This is a genomic window from Stenotrophomonas sp. Nf1 (genome assembly GCF_003028475.1).
In the GTDB taxonomy this organism is placed as follows: Bacteria; Pseudomonadota; Gammaproteobacteria; order Xanthomonadales; family Xanthomonadaceae; genus Stenotrophomonas.
The window spans coordinates 25,783-46,092 of sequence record NZ_PYTV01000006.1 but is presented as its reverse complement, the minus strand read 5'-3'; the positions used below and the strand labels follow the sequence as shown (position 1 = coordinate 46,092).

The 20,310-nt window shown below is 67.5% G+C and carries 21 protein-coding genes and 2 riboswitches; of the genes, 8 read left to right on the top strand and 13 right to left on the bottom strand.

What is annotated here, in order from left to right:
- The first annotated feature begins 40 nt into the window (after positions 1 to 40).
- The gene (locus C9412_RS12250) at positions 41 to 1,321 is read left to right on the top strand and encodes an NAD(P)/FAD-dependent oxidoreductase (protein WP_107231872.1); all 1,281 of its coding nucleotides are present in this window, start codon (positions 41 to 43) and stop codon (positions 1,319 to 1,321) included.
- Between the two features lie 257 nt (positions 1,322 to 1,578).
- Here C9412_RS12250 and C9412_RS12245 read toward each other — a convergent pair whose 3' ends face one another.
- From C9412_RS12245 to C9412_RS12235, 3 genes are all read right to left on the bottom strand, one after another.
- Positions 1,579 to 2,016 carry a hypothetical protein gene (locus C9412_RS12245; protein ID WP_107231871.1) on the bottom strand — a complete coding sequence of 146 codons (438 nt, stop codon included), beginning with the start codon at positions 2,014 to 2,016 and terminating at the stop codon, positions 1,579 to 1,581.
- Positions 2,017 to 2,019: 3 nt separating this feature from the next.
- Complete coding sequence (locus C9412_RS12240; RefSeq protein WP_107231870.1) at positions 2,020 to 2,451, bottom strand: nuclear transport factor 2 family protein; 432 nt, start codon at positions 2,449 to 2,451, stop codon at positions 2,020 to 2,022.
- Between the two features lie 141 nt (positions 2,452 to 2,592).
- Positions 2,593 to 2,868 (bottom strand): GIY-YIG nuclease family protein, encoded by a 276-nt coding sequence (locus C9412_RS12235; RefSeq protein WP_107231869.1) that lies wholly within the window; start codon positions 2,866 to 2,868, stop codon positions 2,593 to 2,595.
- A 40-nt stretch (positions 2,869 to 2,908) separates the two neighbouring features.
- A riboswitch (glycine riboswitch) is annotated at positions 2,909 to 2,998 on the top strand.
- Positions 2,999 to 3,011: 13 nt separating this feature from the next.
- Positions 3,012 to 3,115: riboswitch (glycine riboswitch) on the top strand.
- 84 nt (positions 3,116 to 3,199) lie between these two features.
- Between C9412_RS12235 and C9412_RS12230 the strand changes: the two genes are divergently transcribed.
- Positions 3,200 to 3,817 carry a trimeric intracellular cation channel family protein gene (locus tag C9412_RS12230; protein WP_107231868.1) on the top strand — a complete coding sequence of 206 codons (618 nt, stop codon included), beginning with the start codon at positions 3,200 to 3,202 and terminating at the stop codon, positions 3,815 to 3,817.
- Positions 3,818 to 3,848: 31 nt separating this feature from the next.
- Here the strand turns inward: C9412_RS12230 and C9412_RS12225 are convergent, their stop codons facing one another.
- The 8 genes from C9412_RS12225 to C9412_RS12190 all read right to left on the bottom strand — a co-directional run bounded on the left by C9412_RS12225 (position 3,849) and on the right by C9412_RS12190 (position 10,383).
- Entirely contained in the window at positions 3,849 to 4,652 is an 804-nt protein-coding gene (locus tag C9412_RS12225) for a hypothetical protein (RefSeq protein WP_107231867.1), read from the bottom strand.
- A 378-nt stretch (positions 4,653 to 5,030) separates the two neighbouring features.
- Complete coding sequence (locus C9412_RS12220; RefSeq protein WP_107231866.1) at positions 5,031 to 6,104, bottom strand: 3-deoxy-7-phosphoheptulonate synthase; 1,074 nt, start codon at positions 6,102 to 6,104, stop codon at positions 5,031 to 5,033.
- Between the two features lie 297 nt (positions 6,105 to 6,401).
- The gene (locus C9412_RS12215) at positions 6,402 to 6,659 is read right to left on the bottom strand and encodes a hypothetical protein (protein WP_107231865.1); all 258 of its coding nucleotides are present in this window, start codon (positions 6,657 to 6,659) and stop codon (positions 6,402 to 6,404) included.
- A gap of 89 nt (positions 6,660 to 6,748) precedes the next feature.
- Positions 6,749 to 6,991, bottom strand: a complete 243-nt coding sequence (locus tag C9412_RS12210) for a DUF6616 family protein (RefSeq protein ID WP_107231864.1) — start codon at positions 6,989 to 6,991, stop codon at positions 6,749 to 6,751.
- A gap of 46 nt (positions 6,992 to 7,037) precedes the next feature.
- Complete coding sequence (locus C9412_RS12205; RefSeq protein ID WP_107231863.1) at positions 7,038 to 7,778, bottom strand: DNA alkylation repair protein; 741 nt, start codon at positions 7,776 to 7,778, stop codon at positions 7,038 to 7,040.
- A complete protein-coding gene (locus tag C9412_RS12200; protein ID WP_107231862.1) occupies positions 7,775 to 8,275 on the bottom strand; it encodes a MarR family transcriptional regulator in 501 nt (166 codons plus the stop codon). Before C9412_RS12200 ends, C9412_RS12205 begins: the two co-directional genes overlap by 4 nt.
- Before the next feature lie 69 nt (positions 8,276 to 8,344).
- Positions 8,345 to 9,643, bottom strand: coding sequence for an ATP-binding protein (locus tag C9412_RS12195; protein ID WP_107231861.1), 1,299 nt, complete (start codon positions 9,641 to 9,643; stop codon positions 8,345 to 8,347).
- A 32-nt stretch (positions 9,644 to 9,675) separates the two neighbouring features.
- Positions 9,676 to 10,383 (bottom strand): response regulator transcription factor, encoded by a 708-nt coding sequence (locus C9412_RS12190; RefSeq protein WP_107231860.1) that lies wholly within the window; start codon positions 10,381 to 10,383, stop codon positions 9,676 to 9,678.
- A gap of 107 nt (positions 10,384 to 10,490) precedes the next feature.
- Here C9412_RS12190 and C9412_RS12185 point away from each other — a divergent pair, with 107 nt between their 5' ends.
- Both C9412_RS12185 and C9412_RS12180 read left to right on the top strand, forming a co-directional pair.
- Positions 10,491 to 11,420 (top strand): aspartyl protease family protein, encoded by a 930-nt coding sequence (locus C9412_RS12185; RefSeq protein WP_258190183.1) that lies wholly within the window; start codon positions 10,491 to 10,493, stop codon positions 11,418 to 11,420.
- A gap of 67 nt (positions 11,421 to 11,487) precedes the next feature.
- Positions 11,488 to 12,651: a serine hydrolase domain-containing protein gene (locus C9412_RS12180; RefSeq protein WP_107231859.1), complete on the top strand. Its 1,164-nt coding sequence runs from the start codon at positions 11,488 to 11,490 to the stop codon at positions 12,649 to 12,651.
- 74 nt (positions 12,652 to 12,725) lie between these two features.
- Here C9412_RS12180 and groL read toward each other — a convergent pair whose 3' ends face one another.
- Entirely contained in the window at positions 12,726 to 14,375 is a 1,650-nt protein-coding gene (groL, locus tag C9412_RS12175; RefSeq protein ID WP_100443702.1) for a chaperonin GroEL, read from the bottom strand.
- Positions 14,376 to 14,456: 81 nt separating this feature from the next.
- Positions 14,457 to 14,744, bottom strand: a complete 288-nt coding sequence (locus tag C9412_RS12170; RefSeq protein ID WP_049427125.1) for a co-chaperone GroES — start codon at positions 14,742 to 14,744, stop codon at positions 14,457 to 14,459.
- A gap of 358 nt (positions 14,745 to 15,102) precedes the next feature.
- Here C9412_RS12170 and C9412_RS12165 point away from each other — a divergent pair, with 358 nt between their 5' ends.
- From C9412_RS12165 to C9412_RS12150, 4 genes are all read left to right on the top strand, one after another.
- Positions 15,103 to 16,893, top strand: a complete 1,791-nt coding sequence (locus tag C9412_RS12165; RefSeq protein WP_107231858.1) for an endonuclease — start codon at positions 15,103 to 15,105, stop codon at positions 16,891 to 16,893.
- A gap of 68 nt (positions 16,894 to 16,961) precedes the next feature.
- Complete coding sequence (cutA, locus tag C9412_RS12160) at positions 16,962 to 17,300, top strand: divalent-cation tolerance protein CutA (protein WP_107231857.1); 339 nt, start codon at positions 16,962 to 16,964, stop codon at positions 17,298 to 17,300.
- Complete coding sequence (locus tag C9412_RS12155) at positions 17,297 to 19,669, top strand: protein-disulfide reductase DsbD (protein WP_107231856.1); 2,373 nt, start codon at positions 17,297 to 17,299, stop codon at positions 19,667 to 19,669. Before cutA ends, C9412_RS12155 begins: the two co-directional genes overlap by 4 nt.
- Positions 19,666 to 20,226, top strand: a complete 561-nt coding sequence (locus C9412_RS12150) for a TlpA disulfide reductase family protein (RefSeq protein WP_107231855.1) — start codon at positions 19,666 to 19,668, stop codon at positions 20,224 to 20,226. Before C9412_RS12155 ends, C9412_RS12150 begins: the two co-directional genes overlap by 4 nt.
- Positions 20,227 to 20,310 lie beyond the last annotated feature (84 nt).

The window sequence follows — 20,310 nt, the reverse complement described above, 5'->3', positions numbered from 1 at the left end:
TGCCAGGCGCTTCCCCCAATGCCCCCACTGGAGTGAGTCGATGAGTCGTGAGCGCGTTCCCCACCTGGTCGTTGTCGGCGGCGGTTTTGCCGGTCTCTGGGCCACCCGTGCGCTGGCCCGCGAGCGCATACGCATCACTCTGGTCGACCGCCGCAACCATCACCTGTTCCAGCCACTGCTGTACCAGGTGGCCACCGCCGGCCTGTCCGCGCCGGATATCGCCGCACCGCTGCGCCACATCCTCGGCCACCAGCGCAATGTGGAAGTGCGGCTGGGCGAAGTGGTGGCCATCGACAAGCAGGCCCGGCAGATCCGCATGGCCGACGGCAGCGCGCTGGACTACGACAGCCTGCTGCTGGCCACCGGCGCTACCCACGCCTACTTCGGCAACGACCAATGGGCCGATGATGCGCCCGGCCTGAAGACCCTGGACGACGCCATCGCGCTGCGCCGCAAGCTGCTGCTGGCGTTCGAACGCGCCGAGGCCGAGCCGGACCCGGCGAAGAAGGCGGCATGGCTGAGCTTCGCCATCGTCGGTGGTGGCCCCACCGGCGTTGAACTGGCCGGCACCCTGGCCGAGATTGCACGGCACACGCTGCGCAACGAATTCCGCCACATCGACCCGGCCAGCGCCAAGGTGCGGTTGGTCGAAGCCGGGCCACGCGTGCTGTCCTCGTTCCCGGAAGTGCTTTCGCTGAAGGCGCGCCGGCAGCTGGAAAAGCTGGGCGTGGAAGTGCTGACCGGCACCCCGGTGAGCGACATCGACAGCCAGGGTTTCAAGCTCGGCGATCAGTTCGTGCCGGCACGCACCGTGGTGTGGGCCGCCGGCGTGGCCGCCTCACCGCTGGCGCGTACGCTGGAGGTGCCGCTGGACCGCGCCGGGCGCGTGCAGGTGCAGCCGGACCTGACCCTGCCCGGTCACCCGGAGCTGTTCGTGGCCGGTGACCTGGCCGCACTGAGCCAGGCCGACGGCAAGCCGGTACCCGGCGTGGCACCGGCCGCCAAGCAGATGGGCAAGTACGTGGCCGAGGTGATTCGCGCGCGCCTGCACGGCAAGCCCGAACCCGGTCCGTTCACGTACGCCGACTACGGCAACCTGGCCACCATCGGCCGCATGGCGGCCATCGTGCATCTAGGCCGCCTGCAGCTGTCCGGTGTGCTGGCGTGGTGGTTCTGGCTGGCCGCGCACGTGTTCTTCCTGATCGGCTTCCGCAACCGCATCGTGGTGCTGCTGAACTGGGCAGTGGCGTACTGGAGCTACCAGCGCAGCGCACGCATCATCTTCGGCGATGACCAGGACGACCGGCGGCCGAAGCGGTAGGGCCGCACTCGCGCCTCCTCGGCCGGTGCAGTAGATCCACGCCATGCGTGGATGAATGTCTGTGCAGGCTGCATGGAGCTCAGCCACGCACGGCGTGGCTCTACTTCCCCGTCGGGCCACCGGGGACCCCCGTTTCGACCATGTGATGACCGCGACGACCGGCGGCCGAAGCGGTAGGGCCGGCAGCCCAGGGGTCGGATCCCTTTCCGCAGGAAAGGGCTCTGACCCCGTTGACGCCATCCACGCATGGTGTGGCGCTACTTCATCCGTGGGCGCGACCATTGCTGGCAGAAGCCTTGCTTCCTCGCCGTGTCGGCAATCTGCGCCGCGCCCCAGTGCCGGGTAATCCAGATCGTCAGTGCTGCGCTGCTCAGATGCCATCGCAGCATGCCGCGCTGGGGCTGCTGCGACAGATGGCTTCGGGCAATCCAGAGGGCCTCCCGCTCCACGTCGGGCGCCTTCTTCTTCATCACGTCCTTGTCGAAGAACTGCGCGGCGAATCGCCAGGGATTCATCGGTTGGTATTCCACCCGTGGTTCAGTGCCGCACGCTGCCACATCACTGGCGGCGCGGCCCGCCGGCTTCGGTCGACCATCCACCAGTGCCATCCCGAGCAGGTACAACAGGCCAGGCAGCAGCGCGATGCCGGCGACCAGCACGACGATGCAGAGCCATGCGCGGCCAGCAGCGCGCATGGGTTATTCCGCCTTCGGCTTCGGGTACCACAGCGCGTTGACGATGACCCAGCGCTGCTCGAAGCGCCCCATGTGGAAGTAGTCGACGAACCACGGGGTTTCCAGCCGCACCGAGGCGGCGTTGCCGGTCACGTCCAGCACCGTACAGCGACGGTCCCATTGATCCTTCGGGGTCTTCAACGCGCCCTGCTTCGTCAGCGCGACCAGCTCCTCCTTCGACATCCGGCGCAGGCCGAGTCGCTCGTCGGGCGTATCGCCGAGCACCGCGCGCTTGGCCAGATCCGGATGCAGGGAACGGGCGACGCGCTGCGGATCAGCTTCCAGCTGACCGTCGACGTAGTCGTGGCAGGTGGCTTCGATGGCCGCGAGGGTGGCCGGGTCGGCGGCGGGGCTGGCTGATGCGGAGAGAGCGAACAACAGGGCAACGGCGGACATCCGGGTCTCCAGCGCTGAGGGCTGGGCGATCATGGCATGGCCGCACGCGCCCATCCACGCATGGCGTGGATCTACTGTAGAGCCGAGCCCATGCTCGGCTGAGCCTCGTCGCCCATCCAGCAGCCGAGCACGGGCTCGGCTCTACAAAAGCGCGGGATCCGGCGCCTGCAGCCAAGCCAGCTTGCGTTCGCGCGGCTGCTGCTTGAGCTGCCATTCGGCGCGCGAGGCGGCGGCGCGGTCCGGGTATTCGCGCACGGCCAGGATGCGCAGCGGCGGCCGGGCGCGGGTGTAGCGGGCGCCCTTGCCGGCCTGGTGGGCGGCGAAACGCGCGTCCACGTCGGTGCTGATGCCGGCGTAGAAACTGCCATCGCGGCATTCGAGCAGGTACAGGAACCAGGGGCGGAGGGACGGGGCCATGGCCGGATTATGCCGTGCTGCACTGCAGCGGATATACTGGCGCCCGAATGCAGGAGAGAGGCGCCGCGCTGGCGCCCGCCGAAGGCGCAGGCTCCCATGATCGCTCAGGCCGGTGGGCTGGAATCCCACCAACCATGCATTCGACTCGCCGAGCTGGAGAGAGGTCACCGGGCATGCCCGGGACGATCCGCCGAAGGGGCACGCGGCCTACGCCGCTGAACTCTCAGGCAAAAGGACAGCGGGAGCGGCACCGGTCATCGTCATCCCGTCATTGCGCAGGCAGTGGCGGTATACGCGCATGGCCGGCCCCACCGCGCCCGGAGCCTGCCCCATGCTGCTGTCCATCATCTATCTGATCGCCATTTCCGCCGAAGCCATGACCGGCGCGCTGTCCGCCGGCCGCCGCCGCATGGACCTGTTCGGCGTGGTCATGATCGCCTGCGTCACCGCCCTCGGCGGCGGTTCGCTGCGCGACATCCTGCTCGGCCACTACCCGCTGGGCTGGGTGAAGCATCCCGAGTACCTGGGCTTCACCGTGTGCGCGGCGCTGATTGCCACCTGGGTGGCGCGCTGGATGCACCACTTCCGCCGCACCTTCCTGGTACTCGATGGCCTGGGCCTGATCGCCTTCACCCTGATCGGCTGCTCGATCGCACGTGAGGCGGGCCACGCCACCCCCATCGTGTTGATTGCCGGCATGCTGACCGGCGCGTTCGGCGGCGTGCTGCGCGACATCCTCTGCAACGAGGTGCCGCTGATCTTCCAGAAGGAGCTGTACGCGATCATCGCGCTGCTGACCGGCGCGGCGTATCTACTGCTGCTGCACTGGGGCGTGGCCGACGCCACTGCCATTCTGTGCTGCCTGGGCGGCGGCTTCGCGATGCGCCTGCTGGCGATCCACTACCGCTGGGAAATGCCGAAGTTTGTGTATCACGACGAAGTGCATTGACCGCGGCCTGGCGGGTGCGCCTGCTTCCGGATCACTTGCGCAGGCGGGAGTTCATCGGGCTCCCGCCTGCAAGGATGCGCAGCCGGTAGGCCTCTGAGGGATAGACACTCCATGGGCTGTCACAGTCATCGCTGCCGGCGTCGACCTGCTCGAGCAGCTCGGGATCCATCCATCCGGACAGGTAGTCGGGGTCAGACCGTCTACTGAAGCCCGGGCAGTGAACCCCGCCCTCAACGACAATCTCGTTCTGGACGGTGGAAAGGAAGCTGGCGTACAGCTCACGACCGACCTGTGTGTATGTGCCGGTCTCGAGATAGGTCTGCACGGTGATGCTTCCCCCTACGGCCAGAATCCCATCGTTGAGCGAGCATGCATGGAGATGCTCACACGCAAGATCGTCACGCACGAAGACCCAACCACCACAGTCAAGATTGCGGGCGCTGAGACTGCCCAGGACGATCACACACAGCGTCTCGCCCAGATTATTGAGCGCCAGCGTGCCTTCTACGCTCAGATCCCCGTCGACGATCACGCAATCCGTTTCGCAGTCCGAGCTCCAGTCGCCAACGAGGGATGCTGCAGGCACCACCTTGAACGAAGAGGTGGACTCACGATCATCGCGCGGTTGGTCGGCAGAGGCCGCGATCATCGCCCTGGCCTTCAACGTCGTACGCAGAAGCGCCTGGTCTCCTTCGTTGCGGTAAAGCTCGATTCTCTCATCAAGTTCCGCCAGCAGGCTTGCCGTGGTCGCGGGAGACGAGGATTCGAACCAGTCCTCGATGACGGAGATCGCGTCATCAGCAATCGGGCCGCCTTTCAAGCGTACGAGGGCCATGGCGGCCGCTCCGGAAACTGATCGGCATTCTGGCTGCAACGGGCTGTCGTCGGGGAAAACGTGCATCGGCGGGGTCCAGCCAGGTGAGGCCCCGATCTTCGGCCGAAGCTGCAGGCAGATTCCATGCAACTCTTCCGAAATCGCGCCGTGGCCTGCCCCTATCCACGCATGGCGTGGATCTACCGCGTCAACCGCATCGTCAATGGTCGGGGTTCACACCACCCCGGCGATGTACCTGGCGCTGTCGCACATACGCAGCGCCAGGCGCATCGCCGGTGCGGACGGGCCGGTCTCCAACTCCGACCGGCCCTGATCGCGGCCGCACCCCCGCAGGCACTGGCCGCCATCCACACACATGCCGCACTCAGGCGGCTTCCATCAGGCGGCTTCGGACACCTTCACTCCGCGACGGGCGCGCACGGCCGCAGCCAGTCGCTCCAGTACCGTCACGGTGGTGTCCCAGTCGATGCAGCCATCGGTGATGCTCTGCCCGTAGACCAGCGGCTGGCCTTCCACCAGTTCCTGGCGGCCACCGACCAGATGGCTCTCGATCATCACACCGACGATGCGCTGTTCGCCGTCTTCCAACTGAACGGCGATGTCTTCGATCACCTTCGGCTGGTTCTCGGGGTTCTTCAGGCTGTTGGCATGGCTGGCGTCGATCATCAGGCGCGTCGGCAGCTTGGCCTTGGCCAGCGCCTGGCAGGCCTCGCCCACGCTGGCCGCATCGTAGTTCGGCTGCTTGCCGCCGCGCAGGATCACATGGCAATCCGGGTTGCCGGTGGTCGACACGATGGCGGTGCCACCCTGCTTGGTGACCGACAGGAAGTGATGCGGATTCGAGGCAGCACCCACGGCGTCTGCGGCGATCTTCACGTTGCCGTCGGTGCCGTTCTTGAAGCCGACCGGGCACGACAGCCCCGACGCCAGTTCGCGATGCACCTGGCTTTCAGTGGTGCGTGCACCAATGGCGCCCCATGCCACCAGATCGGCGATGTACTGCGGGGAGATCACGTCGAGGAATTCGACGCCGGCCGGCAGGCCGAGCTTGTTGATGTCGCGCAGCAGGCCACGTGCGATGCGCAGGCCCTTGTCGATCCTGAAGCTGCCATCCAGGTCCGGATCGTTGATCAGGCCCTTCCAGCCCACCGTGGTGCGCGGCTTCTCGAAGTACACGCGCATGACGATTTCCAGTTCACCGGCCAGCGCATCGCGCAGCGGCTTCAGGCGCTGGGCGTACTCGATGGCGGCACTCGGGTCGTGGATCGAGCACGGGCCGACCACCACGGCCAGGCGGTCGTCACGGCCGTGCAGGATCTGGTGCAGGGCCGCGCGCGAGGCGCTGACGGTGTCGGAGGCTTCATCGTCACACGGCAGCATCGCCAGCAGCTGGGCAGGCGGTGTCAGCGGTTCGATGGTGCGGATACGCAGGTCGTCGGTGTGCGGGGGCATGGGGGAGGTCTCCGGAACGTTGGGGGTCCCCAGCGTGGCGGCATGAAAAAAGCCGCCAGGTTCGCTGGCGGCTTTCGGGAATGCGTCTGAAGCTTTCTTCAGGGTGAGCGCAGTCCTTCCTCCGCCAGGGGCTTCGGAAAGTAATACCAAAAGTAAAAGCTGGCGCGGGCTGCGTTCATGGGGTGTATTGATAGCACAGCTTTTGCGCAGTGCAAAATGTTTCATCCGCAACTGGGGAAGCGGTTCAGCGATGTGCGCACCGGCACCGTCCATCGGCGCGCAGCCACGCGAAATCGCTCATTTGCCATGCACTTCCACGTCCAGCAGCAACCCTTCATGGATGTCGGCCCAGCGCTCCAGCACGCGACCCAGCTCCTGCCGCGCCTCATCCAGCTGCTCGGGATTGAGCAGGGAACGGGCGGTGTAGAGATCGGACACCAGCCGGCGCAGGACCGGTTCCGGGATCGCCACCGACGGTCCTTCCACCTGCGGCAGCTGCAGCGCGGGCGTGTCGCCTTGCGGGCCGTACAGCGTTACCTGGAGCGTGCTCTGCATGATCGACTTCCGTGCGGATGACAGGGGCAATGCACTGTTTACCGCGTCTGGGTGACAGGCGCATGTGCCGTGGGCATCTGCAGGCGCTGCTACAACGCGGCCAGATCGGTCAGGTGCTGCGCCATGCCATCGTCCGCACCCAGTGCGTTGGTGGTGGTGAAGTACCGATGCCAGCCGGTGGCAACGCTGCCCATTGCCACCGCCGCGATGCGGGCCGGATCGAATTGCTGCATGCCGGCACCGATGCGGTCGAAGAAGGCGGTGCGTTGCTCGGGCGGCAGTGCGGCCCAGGCGGGAGTGGCGGTGTAGAGATCGATGAGCGTGTGCGACATGGCGTTCTTCCTTGAGGGTTTGAGGCTTGCCGGCCAGCGGCCGGCACTACCGCAGCGAACGCAGTGCGCGCTTGCGGATGTAGGCGTTGGCGCTGCTGTGATGTTCGCGCTGCCAGCGCGTGCACAGATCGCGCAGCCAGCGCGGCTGGGTCTTGCCGGCATCGTTGAGCCAGTTGCCGACCGAATCCTGCACGTAGCGCTCGGGGTCGTTGGCCAGCGCTTCAAGCATCGGCAATGCATGTTCTGGATGCTGCTTGAACAGCGCGATGTGAGTGGCCCACACGCCCCGCGGGCGCAGTGCTTCGCAGGCGAAGCGCCGCAGGTAGGGCGATGCTTCATCTGTCCACGGCAACAGCAACTCTAGCGCCTGCAGCGGTGCCGCCACGATGTCCGTGCGCAGCGCCAGCCACGCCCATTCACGCACGCCGAAATGCGGGTCATCAGCGAGTGGACGCATCGCCTGCAGCTTCGCCGCGAGGGATGCGGTGCTGTCGCTGCCGATCAGGTAGCAGGCCCAGCCACGCACGGTGTCGGAGGGGTGCAATTGCCAGTGCACCGGATCGCCCTGCCCGGCTTCGCGCAGCAGCGTCGCGGCCAACGCCATGCGCTGGGTGATGCCTTTGCCTGCTGCATCACGCATGCGTTGCACGGCGGCCGCCTGCAGCACCGGCACCACCGCAGGCAGCAGTGCACCGAAGTCCACTGCCAGGCATTCGGCCAGATGGGTGGTGGCGGTGCTGCCGGTGTTGAGCTCACGAAGGCGCTCTGCCGGGATCGCCGCGTTCATGCTGCCGGTTCCCGACCCGCATCGGTGTGCTGCCAGACCTTGTGCAGCAGCTGCGAAAGCTGCTGCTGTTCACCAGCATCCAGCCCGTCGAACAGGCCACCGATCCAGTGGCTGTGCTGTTCGAACAGGCTCTCTGCCAGGCGCTTGCCTTGGGCGGTCAGCACAATCTGCAGGCGACGGCCATCTTCCGCATCGCCGCGACGTTGCAGCAGCTCTTCGCGCTGCAGGCCATCGAGCAGGCCGCTGATGGTGGCGCGGGTGACGCCTGCGCGCTCGGCCAGTTCATGCGGCGGCAGCGTGCCACCGGCACCGTGCAGCAAGAACAGCACGATGAAGCGGCCTTCGCTGAGCCCATGCGGCGCCAGCCGGCTGGCGCAGTCGCGATCGATCGCCGAGGACAGCGACAGCAGCTGGAAGCACAGACGCAGCTGGGCGACATTGGCGTGGCCACGTCGCTGCGCTTCCTCCAGCAGGGCATGGTGCTTGGCTTCGATCATCGACTTCATGATTATGATTAGGCAGCTAATCATAATATGAAAATGGCCAGAGTCGATCAGGCGTTGAGATCAGGAATGCTTGGCCAGTAGCAGCCGGGCGATCAGCCCGCCGCCTTCGCGGGGCAGCAGCAGCAGCTCGCCGCCATGCCGCCGGGCAGCGTTGGCGGCGACTGCCAGGCCCAGCCCGGTCCCACCGGTGGCGCGGCTGCGCGAACTCTCGCTGCGCTGGAAGGGCTGCAGCAGGCGCACACGGTCGGCCTCGTCGATGCCGGGGCCGCGATCCATCACGTCCAGCTGCACCACGTTGCCGGACACGGCTGCCTGCAGTTGTACCGCCCCCGCGTAGCGATCGGCATTGTCGATGAGATTGTCGATCGCCCGCCGCAGCAGCAGCGCGTCGCCCTGCCATGGCAGCGTATCGGGGCCGTCGAGGGAGATTTCGGCGCCGCGCAGCAGGGCGCTCTGCACGCACTCTTCCAGCAGCGCGGCCAGATCCAATGGACGCATCTGCACTGGCTGCAGCTCGCCACGTGCATAGTCGAGCACCTGCTCGATCATCGTGTCCATGCGCTCGATGTCGGCCACCATCCGTGCCGCTTGTTGTGGCGGCGCGAACTCCGCACGCAGGCGCAGGCCGGTCAACGGTGTGCGCAGATCATGCGCGACAGCGGCGAGCATGCGGGTCATCTCCTGCGCCTGTTCGTGCAGCCGCTCGCGCCCGGTACTGATTGCGCGGGCCAGTACCTGTACCTCGCGTGGGCCGTCGTCCGGTAGCGGTGTGGCGGCCTGCAGGTCCACGTTGGCGCTGGCTTCGGCCAGCCGCCGCAGGGGTCGGCCGAGGCGGATCGCTGCCCAGGCGGCCAGCGGTGCCAGCAGCACGGTTCCCGCCACCAGCGCCAGCACGACCTGCCGGCGCCACGCCGCCAGATCGCTGTGGTCGCTGCCCACCACCTGCCATCGACCATCGGCCCGGCGCACGGCCAGTTCGAAAGGCGTCCACTGCATTGCGGTCAGCACCGCGACCTGCGCCTGCAACGCGCCTGCACGCGCTTTGGCGTCGAGCACAGCGCCGCCTTCGATGACCTGCACTTCCGGGGCCTTTCCGCGGCTGCTCCAGACCAGCTTCACCTGCTCCAGTGGCTGGCCCAGCTGCACGGCCACCAAATGAGTGAGCAAGTCATTGCTGATGCCCTCAGGTGGAGATGCGCGGGTTTCCAGGCGCAGGCCCAGCGCTGCGGCAGAGCGTTCACCACGCAGCACCTGCATGGCCTGGTCCAGCCGCATCGGCGGCGGCGCCGGTCGCGGCATCCAGCCCACCACCACCACGCTGACCAAGGTGGCCAGCAGCAGGCTGGCCACGGCCAGCATCGCGATCCAGCGCGCAGTGGACCAGCGCGCCCTCACAGCACCTGCACCTCGGCGTCGAAGCGATAGCCTTCGCCGCGCAGGGTCTGCACCAGTGCTTCGGCGCCAGGTGCTGCCTGGCCCAGCTTGCGGCGCAGGCGGCTGATCGCCAGGTCGATGGCACGGTCGACGCTCTCGCTGTCCTCGCCGCGGGTCAACGACAGCAGCTGCTCGCGCCCCAGCACCCGCCCTGCGCGCTCGGCGAGCACCAGCAGCAGGGCGAACTCGCCGCGGCTGAGCACCAGTTCGCTGCCATCGGGTGCGAGCAGGCGGCGCTGATCGGGCAGCAATCGCCAGCCGGCAAAGCGCAGCTCGCTGGGCACCTGGGAGCGCAGTTTGTCCTGCCGGCGCAGCAGTGCCCGCACCCGCGCCAGCAGTTCGCGCGGATCGAAGGGTTTGGCCAGATAGTCATCGGCCCCCATCTCCAGTCCGATCACCCGGTCCGGCGCGCTGCCCATCGCCGACAGCATCAGGATCGGAATGGCGCGCGCCTGCAACCGGCGGCACACGGACAGCCCATCCTCGCCGGGCATCATCCAGTCCAGGATGATCGCGTCCGGCCGCTCGCTCTGCAGCAGCGCATCCAACGCCGCGGCGTCGGCGGCCACGCGCACCTGGTAGCCGTGCAGCTGCAGGCAGTCGGCAATGGCATCACGGATGCTGGCGTCGTCATCGACAACGATGACCCGGGCGGAGGTGTTCATGCGGCCAGTATCGTGCAGGTCTGTATCAGGACGGTATCAACGCCGATATTCAAGTGATACGCCGATGCGCGCCAATGGGCCTCCCCATTGAACTCCGGAGACTTCCCGTGCGCCTCACCCTGCTGCCCCTACTTGCCGCCGCCTTCCCCACGCTGGCCGCCGACACCCCCGAACATATGCTGCCGATGTGGGTGCAGGGCGGGCACCCGACGGTGGCGCTCTCGCTGGACGGCCGGGCCGAACCGCTGCGCTTCGTGGTCGACAGTGCCGCGGGCGCGACGCTGATCGATGATCGTGTGGCACGCCGCTACGGTCTGGCGGATGACAATGCCAAGGTTTCGCTCGCCCAGGGCGCCAGCACCTCGGGCGCGCAGCTGCGCCGGACGCGCACCACCACGTGGCAGCTGGGTAGCTGGCAGCTGCAGGCCAGCGCGCTGCAGGCCGATCTGGCGTCGCTGACCGAGGGCGACGCCCCCGCCATTGATGGCCTGGTTGGCAATGACCTGACCGCACGCTGGGACACCCGTTGGGACTTCGCTCGTGGTGAGCTGTCGCTGTCGAGAACCGGCACCCTCAACTTCGACGATGGCAGCTGCCAGGCCAATGCACTGCCAGACCGCGCCAAGGGCCTGCGCGATTTCGGATTCATTACCCTCACTTTCGGCGGAACGAAGGTTGCTGCCATTGCCGTGGTCGATACCGGCGCCGCGCAGACCGTACTCAACGATGCCGCCGCACGCGCACTGGGGTTGCACACCGATGGCAGCGATCCGCGCGTGCGTGTGCGCAGCAAGGGCACCGAAGGCCTGGGCGGAAAGCCGCACCCGACCTGGCTGTATACCCTGCCCGGCATGCACAGCGCCGGTTGGCAGCACCCGGCCATGGAGGTCAGGATCAGCGAGCTGCCGGTGTTCAAGGCCATCGGACTGGATAAGCGCCCCGCGCTGATCCTGGGCGCCGATGCCATGCGCGGCGGCCAGGTCGACATCAGCACCGGCGCGGCGCGGATCTGCCTGCGCCGCCCGTCTGACAGCTGAAGCCGGGCCATGACGCCGGCGGCCGGCTGACGTAGCATCGCGCCACGTCCCGCCAGGAGGTCCACGCATGCGCCGTGCTGCCCTGTTGTTGCTGACGCTGTTCCCGCTGGCCGTGCTGGCCGCCCCACCTCCGGTACCCACGCCGGCCCGCATCGACACCGAAGCCCAGCGGCTGATGCGGGCCGCGCACGCGCGCGGCATGGCGCTGGCGGTGATCGACGGCGGCAAGGTGGTGCACGTGGCCGCCTACGGCGAGCGCAATGCCGCAGGCGAGCCGCTGCGCACCGACACCGTGATGTATGCCGCGTCGCTGACCAAGATGGCGTTTGGCCACCTGGTCGCACAGCTGGCGCAGGACCGGAAGATCGAGCTGGATGCCAGCATCGCTGCGGCGCTGGACAAGCCCCTGCCGGACTACGCGCCCGAGCCGAAGAAGTACGCCGACTACCGCGTGCTGGCCGATGATGCGCGCTGGCGCCAGCTCACCCCGCGCCTGCTGCTCAACCATTCCAGTGGCTTTGCCAACTTCGGCTTCCTGGAACCCGATGGCCGCCTGAAGTTCCACTTCGATCCGGGCAGCCGCTACGGCTATTCCGGCGAAGGGCTGATCCTGTTGCAGTTCGTGATCGAGCGTGGGCGGCTGGGCCAGGACGTCGGCGCATTGATGCAGCGGCAGGTGTTCGACCGCTTCGGCATGACCCGCACCAGCATGATGTGGCGTGAGGATTTCGCCGCCAACCTGGCCGATGGCTGGACGGCAGAAGGCGCGGCCGAACCGCACGATGAGCGCAGCCGCGTACGTGCGGCAGGGTCGATGGACACCACCATCGCCGACATGGCCCGCTTCGCCGCCGGCTACGTGCGTGGCGACGGGCTGTCCGCATCGATGCGCCGTGAGCTGGTGCGGCCGCAGCTGCCGATCACCACCGCCAGCCAGTTCCCCACCCTGCAGCCGGAGCTGCCGCCTGCGCAACGGCACCGGAACCTGGCGGCGGGGCTGGGCGTGGTGACGTTCCAGGGCCCGCAGGGTGCCGGCTTCTACAAGGGCGGCCATGATGATGCGGTGGGCAATACGCTGGTGTGCATCGAACAGGGCCAGCGCTGCGTGGTGATCCTGGGCAACGATGTACGCGCCGAAGCAGCGTTCCCGGCGTTGGTGCGCTTCGTGCTGGGTGAAACCGGCGTGCCGTGGGAATGGGAATACGGGGCGAACAAGCCGTTCGTGCGCTGACCGCATCGCCCACCGCGCCCACAAAAAAACCCCGCCTTGCGGCGGGGTTCTTGGTGCATCGGTAACGCGGGGACTTAGAAGTCCATGCCGCCCATGCCACCCATGCCGCCCATGCCACCGGCGCCGCCCATGGCCGGCTCGTCCTTCTTCGGAGCTTCGGCAACCATGGCTTCGGTGGTGATCATCAGGCCCGCGATCGAAGCGGCGTTCTGCAGCGCCGAACGGGTCACCTTGGTCGGGTCCAGGATGCCGAACTGCAGCATGTCGCCGAACTCGCCGGTGGCCGCGTTGTAGCCGAAGCTACCGGTGCCTTCCTTGACCTTGTTGATGATGACCGACGGCTCTTCGCCGGCGTTGGCCACGATTTCGCGCAGCGGGGCTTCCATCGCGCGCAGGGCGATCTGGATGCCGTGGTTCTGGTCTTCGTTGGCACCCTTCAGGCCGGCCAGCGCGGTGACCGCACGGACCAGGGCCACGCCGCCGCCCGGGACCACGCCTTCTTCAACGGCTGCACGGGTAGCGTGCAGGGCGTCGTCGACGCGATCCTTCTTTTCCTTCATTTCGATTTCGGTCGAGGCGCCAACCTTGATCACCGCAACGCCGCCGGCCAGCTTGGCCACGCGTTCCTGCAGCTTCTCGCGATCGTAATCGGAGGAGGTGTCCTGGATCTGGGTCTTGATCTGGCCGACGCGTGCGTCGACGGCAGCCTTGTCACCCACGCCATCGATGATGGTGGTGTTTTCCTTGGAGACCTGCACCTTCTTGGCGCGGCCCAGGTCCTTGATGGTGGCCTTTTCCAGCGACAGGCCGACTTCTTCGGAGATCACGGTGCCGCCGGTCAGCACGGCCATGTCTTCCAGCATCGCCTTGCGACGGTCGCCGAAGCCCGGAGCCTTGACGGCCACAACCTTGACGATGCCACGGATGGTGTTGACCACCAGGGTCGCCAGCGCTTCGCCTTCGACTTCTTCGGCAACGATCAGCAGCGGCTTGCCGGCCTTGGCGACGCCTTCCAGCACCGGCAGCAGGTCACGCACGTTGGAGATCTTCTTGTCGTGCAGCAGGATGAACGGGTCATCCAGGTCAGCGGTCTGCGACTGCTGGTTGTTGATGAAGTACGGGGACAGGTAGCCGCGGTCGAACTGCATGCCCTTGACCACGTCCAGCTCGTTGTCCAGGCCCGAGCCTTCTTCAACGGTGATCACGCCTTCCTTGCCGACTTCCTTCATCGCATCGGCGATGATCTGGCCGATCGACTCGTCCGAGTTGGCCGAGATGGTACCGACCTGGGCGATCGCCTTGTCGTCGGCGGTCGGCTTGGAGATGTTCTTCAGCTCGGTGACGGCGGCCACGACGGCCTTGTCGATACCGCGCTTGAGGTCCATCGGGTTCATGCCAGCGGCCACAGCCTTGGCGCCTTCGCGGATCAGGGCCTGGGCCAGCACGGTGGCGGTGGTGGTGCCGTCGCCGGCGTCGTCGTTGGTGCGCGAGGCGACTTCCTTCACCATCTGCGCGCCCATGTTCTCGAACTTGTCAGCCAGTTCGATTTCCTTGGCGACGGAGACGCCGTCCTTGGTGATGGTCGGAGCGCCGAAGCTCTTTTCCAGCACGACGTTGCGGCCCTTCGGGCCCAGGGTGGCCTTGACGGCATTGGCGAGAACGTTGACGCCGCGCACCATGCGCGAACGGGCGTCTTCACCGAAACGAATATCCTTGGCAGCCATTGCGATTACCTCAATGTTTGCGCCGGGCCGGGCCCGGCGGCGAAAAGGGATGTCTTACTGAAAAGCAGGTCGCGCCGAGGCTCAGCCGATGATGGCGAGCACGTCGTCTTCGCGCAGGACCTTGTACTCGACGCCTTCGCTCTTGTACGAGCTGCCGGCGTACTGGCCGTAGATGACCTTGTCGCCGACCTTCAGCGACGGCGCGCGCACGCTGCCGTTGTCCAGCGGCTTGCCCGGGCCGACGGCCACGACTTCACCCTTGGTGGACTTTTCCTTGGCCGAATCCGGGATCACGATGCCGCCGGCGGAGATTTCGTCGGCTTCGATCGGCTTGACCACAACGCGGTCGTGCAGCGGCTTGATGCTCATGAGAGACCTCTTAAGTTATTGATTGGTCTGAAAAAGTCTGGCGATGTTAGCACTCACCCAAGGTGACTGCCAGCATTGCTCGCGAAAAAGCCCGACGAATCGGGAGCAGGACAGAGATGGAGCTGGCCCCGGACCTTTCAAGGCCGGCCCCGGAAAAAATTTCGTCGCGGCCAGGCCTGCACGGTGCGGCCTTGCATGAAGACGTTCAGCCCGGTGAAGCGCGTCGAATCGTGCGCCGACACCCTCGACATTTGGTGATCAGCGTCGCACTGTCAGATATCTGACGTTCATTTACGACAAAGTGTCACTGGATCGGCCTTAGGCTCGGCCGCGCATTCCCAATCACAAGGAGTTGTCGATGCGATTGCTGTCCCCGCTTGCCGCCGCCTGCCTGCTGGCGCTGGCCGCCGCGCCGGCCCAGGCCGAGGTCTTCATCAACGAACTGCACTACGACGACAGCACCGCCGCCGGTGACGTCGGCGAAGCGATCGAGGTGGTGGCCACCGCCGGTGAGGATCTGTCCGGCTACCGCCTGTACCTTTACAACGGCAGCAATCCGTCGGCCGCCACGGTCTACGCCAACAACCCGGTCCCGGCCGGCAGCGCCGCCGGCTGCGGCAGCGCCAGCATCGCCGTGGTCAGCTATCCGACCAACGGCCTGCAGAACGGCCCGAACGACGGCATCGCCCTGGTCGATGCCAGCGGCAAGGTGGTCCAGTTCCTCAGCTACGAGGGCGCCATCACCGCCTCCGGTGGCCCTGCCGCCGGCATGACCAGCCAGAACATTCCGGTGGCCGAGACCAACAGCACCGCGCCGGGCACCTCGCTGCAGCTGACCGGCAGCGGCAGCCAGTACGCCCACTTCACCTGGGCCGAGTCGGCCAGGCAGACCTTCGGCAGCTGCAACAACGGCCAGACCTTCAGCGGTGGCGGCACCCCGGGCCCGAACACGCCGCCGTCGGTGTCCACCACCACCCCGGCGCAGGGCAGCAGCACCTTCCCGGCCGCGGCCGATCTGGAAGTGGTGTTCAGCGAGACGGTGAACCTGGCCAGCGGCGCCTTCGCGCTGAGCTGCGGCACCTCCGGCAGCGTGCCGCTGACCTTCCCGGCCAGCGGCCGCAGCGTGAAGCTGTCCACCAATACCGCGCTGGTGGCCGGTGAAGCCTGCCGCTTCGACATCCGCGCCGCGCGCATCACCGACCTGCAGGGCGCGCACCCGGCCGCTGACAGCCGCATCGCCTTCACCGTGGCCAGCACCGGCGGCAATCCCGACCCGGGCAATCCGGGCGTGCCGGCCGGCTACTACTCGAAGGTGAACACCTCCAGCCCGAGCCAGCTGCGCTGCTCGCTGCACGCCACCATCAAGGGCCACACCGCCTACCCGTACAGCGGTTCGGGCACCAGCACCTGGACCATCCTGGAGATCGCCGACGAGGACCCGAACAACAGCGGGCGGATCCTCGATGCGTACCGCAACCGCAGCTACGCCAAGGTGACCGACCGCGCCGGCAGCGGCAGTGGCCTGAAGTACAACCGCGAGCACACCTGGCCGAACTCGCTGGGCTTTGCCAGCACCACCGGTGACAAGGGCCTGCCGTACGCACCGTACACCGACACCCACATGCTGTACCTGACCGATGCGCAGTGGAACGCCGACCGTGGCAACAAGCCGTTCGCCAAGTGCGACGCCGGCTGCGGCGAGCGTGCCACCGAGGCCAACAACGGCCAGGGCGGCGGCAGCGGTGGCTATCCGGGCAATTCCAACTGGGTGCGCACGCCGGACGGCAACACCGGCACCTTCGAGGTGTGGGGCAAGCGCAAGGGCGACATGGCGCGTGCGGTGATGTACATGGCCATCCGCTACGAGGGCGGCAAGGATGCGGCCACCGGCCAGTCCGAGCCGGACCTGGAGCTGACCGACGACCGCAGCAAGATCGTCAAGACCAGCAGTTCGCCGGCCTACATGGGCCTGCTGTCCACGCTGATCGACTGGCACCTGTCCGACCCGCCGGATGATGCCGAACGTGCGCGCAATGACGTGATCTACAGCTTCCAGGGCAACCGCAACCCGTTCATCGACCACCCCGAGTGGGCGACCCCGGGCCTGTTCACTTCGGCCAAGCCGGCCACCTGCCAGCTGGCCAACTGACCGCGCAACGCAGCGGTCCATCGCCGCCGCCGGGCCCTGACCCGGCGGCGGCCCTATACTCGACGGTCATGTCGACCGTCGATCCCATCCTGCTGCTGTTGACCACCTGCCCGGACCGGGCCAGTGCCGAGCGCATCGCGCACGCGCTGGTCGGCGAGCGCCTGGCCGCGTGCGTGACCCGACTTGAAGGCGCACAGTCGACCTACCGCTGGCAGGGTGAGGTCACCACCGACGCCGAGCTGCAGCTGCTGGTGAAGACCACCGCGAGCCGCGTCGATGACGCCATCGCCCGGATCGTCGAACTGCATCCGTATGAACTCCCGGAGTGCATTGCGGTCGAAACCCGGGCCGGCCTGCCGGCGTATCTGGATTGGATCCGGGCACAGACCCGGGAGGACACTGATTGAAGACTCTGTTTGCGCGTGGCGCTGCCTTGTGCGCCCTGTTGTGGCTCTCGCTGCCGGCGTTCGCGCTGGATGAGAAGGACCTGCTGCCGGTAGACCAGGCGTTCGCGCTGACCGCCACCGCCCCCGAGCGCGGCCAGGTGCAACTGCAGTTCAAGATCGCACCGGGCTACTACCTGTATCGCCACCGCACCAGCGTCAAGGCCGACCCGGCGTTCAACGCCGGCGCGCTGCAGATGCCGAAGGGCGACAAGCACCACGACGACTTCTTCGGCGAAGTCGAAACCTATCGCGAGCGCCTGCAGGCCACCCTGCCCGGCGCGCCGACCGACGCGGCCGGCACCATCAGCCTGGAAGTGCGCTACCAGGGCTGCGCCGATGCGGGGGTCTGCTACCCGCCGCAGAAGCGCGTGGTGCAGGTCACCCTGCCCGGCGGCGCTGCACCGGCGGCGGCCCCGGCCGCGCGTGCCGGTACCGCCAGCCCGTTCAACAACCCACTGGCCGGTGCCGGCAACAGCGGTGGCCTGCGCCTGCCGGGTACGGCCAGCAACGGCCAGGCGCTGCCGCTGCCGTCGGAACAGGCGTTCGGATTCGATGCCATCGCCAGCGATGGCAACACCGTGCTGCTGCGCTTCAGCCCCGCGCCGGGCTACTACCTGTATCGCGACCGCACCTCGCTGAAGCTGGAAGGCAGCGCCGGCGTACTGGCCGACAAGCCGCGCTGGCCGGCCGCACAGTCGCATCGCGATGAGCACTTCGGCGATGTCTCGGTGTACTTCAACCAGGTGGAAGTGCCGCTGCCGCTGCGCCGCACGGTTTCCGCGGCGGTCGACAGCACCCTGGTGGTGACCTTCCAGGGCTGCCAGACCGATGGCATCTGCTATCCGCCGATGACGCGGCGGGTGAAGCTGTCGATCCCGGCGGGAAAGATCAATGCCAGCGCCGACCAGGCACCGCCACGCACCGAGGTGATCAGCCCGTTGCCCGCCGCCACCGGAGCGGCGCGCGAAGGCGCCAATGGCGCTCCGCTGCGCCTGCTGCCGACCGTACCCAATACCGATGCCGGCGCTGCCGGGGCCAGCACCGGCAATGAGTTCGCCGCCGATGCCCGCGGTGACAACGCCCTGCGCACGCGCCCACCGGCAAGCACGCCGAATCCGGACCGCTCGTTCGTGTGGGTGCTGCTGCTGGCGCTGGCCGGTGGCCTGGTGCTGAACCTGATGCCATGCGTGCTGCCGATCCTGTCGCTGAAGGTGCTGAGCCTGGCGCAGAGCGGCGAAAGCCCGCAGCGCGCACGCAGCCACGCGCTCTGGTACACGCTGGGCGTGCTGGTCGCGTTCGCGGTGATCGGCGCGCTGATGGTCGGCCTGCGCGCGATCGGCAACGCGGTCGGTATCGGCTTCCAGCTGCAGCATCCGGGCGTGGTGGCGACGCTGGCCTACATCATGTTCGCAGTGGGCCTGAGCCTGTCCGGCGTGTTCACCCTCGGCGGCGGCATCGGCAACCTGGGCCAGTCGCTGGCCAGCCGCAGCGGCCCCGCCGGCGATTTCTTCACCGGCGCGCTGGCCTGTGTGGTCGGCAGCGCCTGCGTTGGCCCGTTCATGGGCGGCGCGATTGCCTACGCGTTCATCGCCCCGCCGCTGAAGGCGATGACGGTGTTCCTGTTCCTCGGCCTGGGCCTGGCGTTGCCGTTCCTGCTGGTCGGCTTCGTGCCCGCATTGGCGCGCCGCCTGCCCAAGCCGGGCCCGTGGATGGAAACGCTCAAGCATGTGCTGGCCTTCCCGATGTATGCCACCGCGCTGTGGCTGCTGTGGGTGCTGGGCAAGCAGCGCGGCGTGGACGGGATGGCGCTGGTGCTGGGCGGCCTGCTGCTGTTCGCCTTCGGCCTGTGGCTGTTCGAACGCAACCGCTGGACCGGCTCGCGGGCGGTGACCCTGCTCGGCGTGCTGCTGGCGATCGGCGCACTGGTGCCGGCATGGAGCGTGACCCAGCTGGAACCGCCGGCGCGGGCGGCGCAGGCCGCCAGCGACAACGTGGTCGAATACTCCCCGCAGCTGCTGGACCGCCTGCGCGCCGACAACCGCGTGGTGTTCGTCAACATGACCGCCGACTGGTGCGTCAGCTGCAAGGCCAACGAGCGTGCGGTGCTGTCGCGCCCGGAGTTCAAGGAGCTGCTCAAGCGCACCAACGCGGTGTACATGCGCGGTGACTACACCAACGTCGACCCGCAGATCACCACGTTCCTGGAAGAGCACAAGGCGGTGGGTGTGCCGTTGTACGTGGTGTACGGCCCCGGCGCACCGCCGACCGTGCTGCCGACCCTGCTGACCCAAGCGGTGGTGGAGGAAGCGCTGCTGCGCACCGCACGATGAAGTGGCAACGGCCAGCGCTGCTGTGGACAGCGGTACTGGCCGCCGGCCTGGGTCTGTGGGCCGGGCACCGGTTGGCCCCCACCCCGGCGGCCCCGGTTGCCGCAACGCCTGCACCTGCAGCCGTGCCTGCACCGCCCCCACTGCAGGCCGGAGACCGGATGCCGGCCCTGTCGCTGCCCGACCTCGATGGCCGGCCATTGGTCCTGCAGCAGCGCTTCAGCGGTCGCCCATTGCTGGTCAACGTCTGGGCCAGCTGGTGCGCGCCGTGCGTGGAGGAGATGCCTGAACTGGCCCGTTTCGCCCGCGCCCAGGGCGACGACGGGGTGCAGGTGCTGGGTCTGGCCCTGGATACACCGGAGGACGTACGCCGCTTCCTGCAGCGGGTGCCGGTGGACTACCCGATCGTGATCGAGACCCCGGGCCCACGCGACGCCAGTGTGCAGCTGGGCAATACCCAGGGCCTGTTGCCCTACAGCGTGCTGTTCGATGCGCAGGGGCGCATGGTGAAGGCGAAGCTGGGACCGTTCGCGCACGGCGAGATCGAACGCTGGCAGTAGATCCACGCCATGCGTGGATGAAACCTGGGGTTGCCGGCCAGCGGCCGGCACTACCGCCGCGATCCCCGGCGCCGCCTGGCCGAT

Excerpts from the sequence above, each read along its gene's own strand:
- C9412_RS12220 (WP_107231866.1), bottom strand. The coding sequence starts at position 6,104 with ATGCCCCCGCACACCGACGACCTGCGTATCCGCACCATCGAACCGCTG.
- C9412_RS12230 (WP_107231868.1), top strand. The coding sequence starts at position 3,200 with ATGCTGCTGTCCATCATCTATCTGATCGCCATTTCCGCCGAAGCCATG.
- C9412_RS12210 (WP_107231864.1), bottom strand. The coding sequence starts at position 6,991 with ATGTCGCACACGCTCATCGATCTCTACACCGCCACTCCCGCCTGGGCC.
- C9412_RS12235 (WP_107231869.1), bottom strand. The coding sequence starts at position 2,868 with ATGGCCCCGTCCCTCCGCCCCTGGTTCCTGTACCTGCTCGAATGCCGC.
- C9412_RS12150 (WP_107231855.1), top strand. The coding sequence starts at position 19,666 with ATGAAGTGGCAACGGCCAGCGCTGCTGTGGACAGCGGTACTGGCCGCC.
- cutA (WP_107231857.1), top strand. The coding sequence starts at position 16,962 with ATGTCGACCGTCGATCCCATCCTGCTGCTGTTGACCACCTGCCCGGAC.
- C9412_RS12245 (WP_107231871.1), bottom strand. The coding sequence starts at position 2,016 with ATGCGCGCTGCTGGCCGCGCATGGCTCTGCATCGTCGTGCTGGTCGCC.
- C9412_RS12165 (WP_107231858.1), top strand. The coding sequence starts at position 15,103 with ATGCGATTGCTGTCCCCGCTTGCCGCCGCCTGCCTGCTGGCGCTGGCC.
- C9412_RS12240 (WP_107231870.1), bottom strand. The coding sequence starts at position 2,451 with ATGTCCGCCGTTGCCCTGTTGTTCGCTCTCTCCGCATCAGCCAGCCCC.
- groL (WP_100443702.1), bottom strand. The coding sequence starts at position 14,375 with ATGGCTGCCAAGGATATTCGTTTCGGTGAAGACGCCCGTTCGCGCATG.
- C9412_RS12180 (WP_107231859.1), top strand. The coding sequence starts at position 11,488 with ATGCGCCGTGCTGCCCTGTTGTTGCTGACGCTGTTCCCGCTGGCCGTG.
- C9412_RS12225 (WP_107231867.1), bottom strand. The coding sequence starts at position 4,652 with ATGGCCCTCGTACGCTTGAAAGGCGGCCCGATTGCTGATGACGCGATC.
- C9412_RS12190 (WP_107231860.1), bottom strand. The coding sequence starts at position 10,383 with ATGAACACCTCCGCCCGGGTCATCGTTGTCGATGACGACGCCAGCATC.
- C9412_RS12215 (WP_107231865.1), bottom strand. The coding sequence starts at position 6,659 with ATGCAGAGCACGCTCCAGGTAACGCTGTACGGCCCGCAAGGCGACACG.
- C9412_RS12205 (WP_107231863.1), bottom strand. The coding sequence starts at position 7,778 with ATGAACGCGGCGATCCCGGCAGAGCGCCTTCGTGAGCTCAACACCGGC.
- C9412_RS12170 (WP_049427125.1), bottom strand. The coding sequence starts at position 14,744 with ATGAGCATCAAGCCGCTGCACGACCGCGTTGTGGTCAAGCCGATCGAA.
- C9412_RS12195 (WP_107231861.1), bottom strand. The coding sequence starts at position 9,643 with ATGCTGGCCGTGGCCAGCCTGCTGCTGGCCACCTTGGTCAGCGTGGTG.
- C9412_RS12200 (WP_107231862.1), bottom strand. The coding sequence starts at position 8,275 with ATGATCGAAGCCAAGCACCATGCCCTGCTGGAGGAAGCGCAGCGACGT.
- C9412_RS12250 (WP_107231872.1), top strand. The coding sequence starts at position 41 with ATGAGTCGTGAGCGCGTTCCCCACCTGGTCGTTGTCGGCGGCGGTTTT.